The organism is Streptomyces sp. PU-14G, assembly GCF_041028275.1.
Taxonomy (GTDB): Bacteria; Actinomycetota; Actinomycetes; order Streptomycetales; family Streptomycetaceae; genus Streptomyces.
Genome location: NZ_JASKYT010000385.1, coordinates 1 through 6,501 on the forward strand (window position 1 = coordinate 1; position 6,501 = coordinate 6,501).

Annotated in this window: 5 protein-coding genes and 1 pseudogene; 2 read left to right on the top strand and 4 right to left on the bottom strand. The window is 72.4% G+C overall.

Features of this window, described 5'->3' with window-relative positions; translation table 11 throughout:
- Window positions 1-177: 177 nt before the first annotated feature.
- Both AB8Z75_RS29450 and AB8Z75_RS29455 read right to left on the bottom strand, forming a co-directional pair.
- Window positions 178-1,062 (bottom strand): alpha/beta fold hydrolase, encoded by an 885-nt coding sequence (locus tag AB8Z75_RS29450; protein WP_369207284.1) that lies wholly within the window; start codon window positions 1,060-1,062, stop codon window positions 178-180.
- On the bottom strand, window positions 1,055-1,723 hold the full coding sequence (locus AB8Z75_RS29455) for a TetR/AcrR family transcriptional regulator (protein ID WP_369207286.1): 669 nt from the start codon (window positions 1,721-1,723) through the stop codon (window positions 1,055-1,057). Before AB8Z75_RS29455 ends, AB8Z75_RS29450 begins: the two co-directional genes overlap by 8 nt.
- A 171-nt stretch (window positions 1,724-1,894) precedes the next feature.
- Between AB8Z75_RS29455 and hutH the strand changes: the two genes are divergently transcribed.
- Window positions 1,895-3,448, top strand: a complete 1,554-nt coding sequence (gene hutH / locus AB8Z75_RS29460; protein WP_369207287.1) for a histidine ammonia-lyase — start codon at window positions 1,895-1,897, stop codon at window positions 3,446-3,448.
- A gap of 729 nt (window positions 3,449-4,177) precedes the next feature.
- Complete coding sequence (locus tag AB8Z75_RS29465) at window positions 4,178-5,407, top strand: Ig-like domain-containing protein (protein ID WP_369207289.1); 1,230 nt, start codon at window positions 4,178-4,180, stop codon at window positions 5,405-5,407.
- Between the two features lie 279 nt (window positions 5,408-5,686).
- Here the strand turns inward: AB8Z75_RS29465 and AB8Z75_RS29470 are convergent, their stop codons facing one another.
- Both AB8Z75_RS29470 and AB8Z75_RS29475 read right to left on the bottom strand, forming a co-directional pair.
- Window positions 5,687-6,130, bottom strand: a complete 444-nt coding sequence (locus AB8Z75_RS29470; protein WP_369207291.1) for an acyl-CoA thioesterase — start codon at window positions 6,128-6,130, stop codon at window positions 5,687-5,689.
- A 149-nt stretch (window positions 6,131-6,279) separates the two neighbouring features.
- Window positions 6,280-6,402, bottom strand: a pseudogene (locus AB8Z75_RS29475) (restriction endonuclease); the annotation flags it as partial.
- Window positions 6,403-6,501: the final 99 nt, after the last annotated feature.

Below are 6,501 nucleotides of genomic sequence, written 5' to 3' on the forward strand. Positions count from 1 at the left end.
CGCCGACCCCGCCCCGCTGCCGCCCGCCCCGGAGCGCCGCCGCTTCCGTCGGGGGTGAGCCCTGGCAGCTCCGGAGCCCTGGCAGGTCTGGAGCCCTGGCACGTCCGGAGCCCTGGTGGAGGGCGCCGGAGCGGTCGGCGGGCGCCCTCGGGCCGGGCCGAGGGGTGCATGACCCTCTCAGGCGGACCGGGCAAGGTCCTGGCGGCCTGCCGGGGGCAGCGTCTCGCGCAGCGCCTGGGCGAAGGCGGCCGGGTGTTCGACGCAGCCCACGTGTCCGCCGGGGAACTCCCGGCACGTGGAGCCCACCGCCTCGGCCAGGGCGGTGGCCATCGTGTACGTGAGCTGGCCGCGTGAGGCCCGGCCGACGGCGACGACGAGCCGGTCGGCCACCCCCTTGAGTTCCGCGAGGTCCGGGGCGTGGTGGCTGAAGGGCCGCAGCACGTGCTGGAGGAAGTGCGCGCTGCTCGCCTGGATCGCGGCCCGCAGCCCGTCGGGCACGGGCGCCGGTTCGCCCACGGCCGGGTCCTCGACGGGTTCCGGCGCGCCGAGGACGGCGCCCATGCGCGCGTAGGCGGCGCCGACACCCTCGCGCACGGCGGTCTCCGCGATGTCCGCGAAGGCGGCCAGGGTGGGATGCGGGTCCGGCAGTACGCGGATCAGCGGTGGCTCGTGCGCGACGACGAGCCGTAGCCGCTCCGGGTGCCGCGCAAGCAGTTCGACGGCGGTGACGGCACCCGAACTGGTGCCGAGGACGGCGGCGGGCTCGTCGGGGGAGAGCAGGTCGAGCAGGCGCCGCGCGTCGGCCGCGTGCACCTCGACCGACTGCTCCGCACCCGGGCAGTCCAGCGGGCTGCCGGAGATGCCGCGCGGCGCGTAGCTCGCGACGGTGAAGCGGTCGGCGAGCACCGGCGCGACGCCGTGGAAGACGTCCGCGTTTCCGGCGCCGCCCGGTATGAGCAGCAGGAGCGGCCCGGTGCCGCGCACTTCGTAGCGCAGGGTGGCGCCCGGGACGGGCAGGACGCCGACGCGGGGTTCGGTGGCGTCGGCGGGCAGGTCACTCATGGGTCGTGCTCTCCTTCTCCGTGCGGTGCCGGTACTGGTGCTGCTCGGCGCCGGTGCCGGTGCCCTGGACTTCCTCGCGCGGCGGGGACGCGTCCGTGCGGGGCCAGTTGCTCAGCAGCAGGTGCAGGGCCTCCAGCGCGCGGTGCCAGGAGGCGTCCAGCGAGCGCGGGTGGCTGAATCCGGCGCGGGTGTCCAGATCGGCGTAGCCGTGGAAGGCGCTGCGCAACAGCCGTCCGGCGTCGGTCAGGTCGGGCTCTTCGAGGCCGTAGGCGCGCAGCATGCCGGAGGTGAGTTCGACGCTGCGGCGGTGCCCGGCCGACTGGGCGGCGAGGGCGGGGTCGATCTGGAGCTGTCCCGCCGCGTAGCGGCCCGGATGGGCGAGGGCGTAGGTGCGGTACGCGTCGGCGAAGGCGACCAGTGCGTCCTTGCCCGCGCGTCCCGCGACGGCCAGGGCGATGCGCTCGGTCATCTCGTCGGCGGCCAGGACGCACAGCCGGGTGCGCAGGTCGGCCAGGTTGCGCAGGTGGGAGTAGAGGCTGGCGTCGCGTACGCCGAACCTGCGGGCCAGCGCGGACAGTGTCACGTTGTCCAGGCCCACCTCGTCCGCCAGTTCGGCAGCCGCCGTGACGATGCGGTCCACCGTCAGCCCCGCCCGCACCATGCGCCCCGCCCCTCCTCTCGTCGCCGACTCACCGCCGGCTCCCCCGGTCGGGGCCGCGCGTGCCGCTGCGAGCCTAAAGCTAGAGGCTCTAGGAAGACAGCTAATTTCCGTAGGGTGGCCGGAGACGGGCGGCCGTGACAGATGGCAATTCACTCATTAGGGTTCCTGAATATGAATATGCACACTGTGGTCGTGGGGGACTCGGGGACCACCCCGGAGGAGGTCCTCGCCGTCGCCCGGGACGGCGCCCGGATCGAGCTGCACCCGGAGGCGGTCGAGGCGCTGCGCACCGCCCGCCGCTTCATCGACGACCTGGCCGCCAAGCCCGACCCCGTCTACGGCGTCTCCACCGGCTTCGGCGCCCTGGCCGTCCGCCACATCGGCCCCGAGCTCCGCGCCCAGCTGCAGCGCAACATCGTCCGCTCACACGCGGCGGGCATGGGCCCCGGTGTCGAGCGCGAGGTCGTCCGCGCGCTGATGTTCCTGCGGCTGAAGACGCTGGCCTCCGGGCGCACCGGCGTCCGGCCCGAGGTCGCCCAGACGATGGCCGACGTCCTCAACGCCGGCATCACCCCCGTCGTGCACGAGTACGGCTCTCTCGGCTGCTCCGGGGACCTCGCGCCGCTCTCGCACTGCGCGCTCACCCTGATGGGCGAGGGCGAGGCACAGGACCGCGACGGCGCGGTACGCCCGGCCGGCGAACTGCTCGCCGAGGCGGGGATCGCCCCCGTCGAGCTCCGCGAGAAGGAGGGGCTGGCCCTCCTCAACGGCACCGACGGCATGCTCGGCATGCTGCTGATGGCCTGCGCCGACCTCGCACGCCTGTTCACCAGCGCCGACATCGCCGCTGCGCTCTCCCTGGAGGCGCTGCTGGGCACCGACCGGGTGCTGGCCCCTGAACTGCACGCCATCCGGCCGCATCCGGGGCAGGCGGCCAGCGCCGCGAACATGCTCAAGGTGCTCGCGGGCTCCGGGCTGACCGGGCACCATCAGGACGACGCCCCCCGCGTGCAGGACGCCTACTCGGTGCGGTGCGCCCCGCAGGTCGCGGGCGCGGGCCGGGACACGCTGGCGCACGCCCGCACGGTGGCCGAGCGGGAGCTGGCGGCGGCCGTCGACAACCCGGTCGTGCTGCCGGACGGGCGGGTCGAGTCGAACGGGAACTTCCACGGGGCGCCCGTCGCCTACGTCCTCGACTTCCTGGCCGTGGCCGCGGCCGATCTCGCCTCCGTCGCCGAGCGCCGCACCGACCGGCTGCTCGACAAGAACCGTTCGCACGGTCTGCCGCCGTTCCTCGCGCACGACGCCGGGGTGGACTCCGGGCTGATGATCGCCCAGTACACGCAGGCGGCCCTGGTGAGCGAGCTGAAGCGGCTGGCCGTACCGGCCTCGGTGGACTCGATCCCCTCCTCCGCGATGCAGGAGGACCACGTCTCCATGGGCTGGTCCGCCGCCCGGAAGCTGCGGACCGCGGTGGACGGACTCGCCCGGGTGATCGCCGTCGAGCTGTACGCGGGCGCACGGGCGGTCGAGCTGCGCTCGCAGACGGCGGGCGCGGCGCCGGGTGACGCGGCGCGTGCCGTCGTCGCCGCGCTGCGTGAGGCAGGGGCCGAGGGCCCGGGGGAGGACCGGTTCCTGGCGCCGGACCTGGAGGCCGCGGAGGCTTTCGTCCGGTCCGGTGCCCTGGTGGCCGCGGCCGAGTCCGTCACCGGCCCGCTGACCTGACTCCCGTGGCCTCGGTCTGCCTCCGGCTGCCTTGGCCTGATTCCGGCGGTCTCGGTCTGGCTCCGGTGGCCCTGGCTTCACCCCGATGGCCCTGCCCTGGTCTGGCGGCCCCGGCCGGGGCTTGACGGCCCTGCCTCGGCCTGGTGGCCGCTGCCCTGGCCTGGTGGCTCCGGCCTAACCGGGCCGGTCGGCGTCCCGCTCGTGTCCCAACCGCGTCACAGTGTCGCTGTGATGGGTGGGATGGTCAGGTTTTTCGGGGGTAGCGTTGGCTGTGGGGACGAACCAGAGGGCGAACAGTACTCCGCCGGCCGCCGCAGCGGTCGCCAGAGAGCGGCGGTGGACTGACAGCTTCGAGGGTCCGGCCTCGGACACGAAAAGGCCCTCCAGTGTGCGTCGGAACGGCGTACGGCTTGGGGGATCAGCGGTGAACTGACCGTACGCGGGCCGATGTTACTGAGTGGTGGAGGCGAGGGGGAAGGCATGCTTCCGCTCTTCTCGGGAACCAGAACGTTTCCGTCCTCATCAAACGGGACAAGAGGCGGGACGGCTCGCGAACGGGTCGGATACGTGTCCTAGACCACAGTTTTACCGAAAGTGGAACCGGTCATAGTCCCCCGTGCGTTCTTATGCGAGGAGCTGGAGCGCACATGTCCGATTTCGGGCGCTGTGGGGGCTAAGCAGCTTTACCGGGGAGACATGGGGTTCCGAAGGCAAATGGAGAAGCCAGTGATGACGGGTGGGAAGCACCGCAGGGGTCTCGCGGCGACGGCCGTGCTGCTCGGTGGGGTGCTCGCGCTGAGCGGATGCGGTGGCGACGACGGGGAAGACACCGAGAAGTCCGCGGCCAAGAACGACATATCCGCCGAAAAAGACGCCTCGCAGGCCCGAATAAAGATCGCCTCCAAGGACGGCGCCACCAACGCGAGCATCAACAACGGCGGCAAGGTCTCGGTCAAGGGCGGCAAGCTCACCAAGGTGAGCATGAAGGCCGCGCAGAGCGGCACCGAAGTCGAAGGCTCCCTCTCCTCCGACGGCACGACCTGGAAGCCCGGGAAGCAGCTGGAGCGGGCCACCAAGTACGAGGTCACCGCGACGGCCAAGGACAGCGAGGGCCGCAAGGCCGTGGAGAACTCCACGTTCACCACCGTCGCGCCCGAGAACAGCTTCATCGGCACCTACGCGGGTGAGGACGGCGCCACCGTCGGTGTCGGTATGCCGGTGTCCCTCACCTTCGACAAGCAGATCCAGAACAAGAAGGCCGTCGAGTCCGCGATCAAGGTCAACTCGACCAGCGGCCAGGAAGTCGTCGGCCACTGGTTCGGCAACGACCGGCTCGACTTCCGCCCCGAGGAGTACTGGAAGCCCAATTCCAAGGTCACCCTCGACCTGAACCTCGACGGCGTGAACGCGGGCAACGGCAACGTCGGCGTCCAGGACAAGAAGGTCACCTTCAACATCGGCCGCGAGCAGGTCAGCACGGTCGACGTGAAGAACTACCAGATGAAGGTCGTCCGGGACGGCAAGACGATCAAGACCATCCCGATCTCCGCGGGCAGCGCCAGCAACCCGACCTACAACGGCAAGATGGTGATCTCCGAGAAGCACAAGGAGACCCGCATGGACGGGAACACCGTCGGGTTCGGCCGCAAGGGCGCCGAGGGATACGACATCCCCGACGTGCCGCACGCCATGCGCCTGTCCACCTCCGGCACCTTCATCCACGGCAACTACTGGGGCGCTCCCTTCGGCTCCGGCAACACCAGCCACGGCTGCGTCGGCCTGAAGGACTCCCAGGGGGCGAACAACTCCGGCACCGACGGTGCCTGGTTCTACGAGAACTCGCTGATCGGCGACATCGTCGAGGTCAAGGGCTCGCCAGACAAGACCATCCAGCCCGACAACGGCCTCAACGGCTGGAACATGGACTGGGCGGAGTGGAAGGCCGGCTCCGCGCTGTGACGCTGCCGGTCGACGGCACGGACCGCGTCGGCTGACGCAGCTTCGGCACCCACGAGGGTGGTCCCCGCCAGGGGGCCACCCTCGCGTCGTACGGAGCCTCTTCCCGAGCGTCGTACGGAGCCTCGTCCTGGGGCCCGCCAGGACCGGCGGCCCGTGTGTCCGTGCCCTTGCGGGGCACGAGTCGGGGCCCGTGCCCTTGCGGGGCACGAGTCGGGGCCCGTGCCCTTGCGGGGCACGAGCCGGGGCCGGGAGAGCGGCCAAAGAGTTGGCGAGGCGCCGTCACTCCAGGCCCAGTACCTTCGGGTCGGTTGCCAGCTCGCGCAGCGCCGCGCCGGGGTCGGCCACCAGGCGGCGGGCCCGCAGGTCCATCACCCCGCCGACGCCGGTCAGCTCGGCGGCGAGTGTGCCGTCCGCCGCGCGGACGAGCTGGCGTACGCGGAAGGTCTTGCCCTCGCCCCACGCGAAGGAACAGCTGACCGTCACCTCGTCACCCGCGTGCAGCTCCCGCAGGTACCGCACCGTCTGCTCCAGCACGACCGGCCCCACGCCCCGGGCCACCATGGCGGCCTGCTCGACACCGGCTGCTTTCAGCGCCGACCAGCGTGCGTGCTCGCCGTACTGGAGGTACACGGCCTGGTTCACGTGCTCCTGGGTGTCGGTCTCGTAGCCGCGTACCGTCACCGAAACGGTGAACGGATCGGCTACCGGCTCTTCTTGTGACACGGTCTCCTCCGTCTCGTGGGCGGACTCGTCGTCACCGGCCCCCGCCCGCCGGGGGCTCGCCTGTGGCGGGCGGCGCGGTGCCACCGGGCMCCCGGATAGGGGGGGGGGGGGGGGGGGGGGGGGGGGGGGGGGGGGGGGGGGGGGGGGGGCGCGACCGGAGGGGTGTCGTCGGCGGGAGGGGTCAGCGGGCGGTCGGCGCGGTCGAGAACCTGGAGGCGCGCAGCCGTGCCGGTGCCCGCGAAGTGGCGGGAGACGGTGACGCGCAGGCCGTCAGAACGGCAAGCTGACCTACTGCGGCGGGCCCCCGCGCCGGGATTCCGGCCCGTCGGCGGACCGCGCCGCGCCCGGGACCCCTGCGGGGCGTGCGGGAC

Bases quoted from the DNA above. Each gene is read 5' to 3' on its own strand.
- AB8Z75_RS29450 (WP_369207284.1), bottom strand. From the start codon at position 1,062: ATGAGTGACCTGCCCGCCGACGCCACCGAACCCCGCGTCGGCGTCCTG.
- AB8Z75_RS29465 (WP_369207289.1), top strand. From the start codon at position 4,178: ATGACGGGTGGGAAGCACCGCAGGGGTCTCGCGGCGACGGCCGTGCTG.
- hutH (WP_369207287.1), top strand. From the start codon at position 1,895: ATGAATATGCACACTGTGGTCGTGGGGGACTCGGGGACCACCCCGGAG.
- AB8Z75_RS29455 (WP_369207286.1), bottom strand. From the start codon at position 1,723: ATGGTGCGGGCGGGGCTGACGGTGGACCGCATCGTCACGGCGGCTGCC.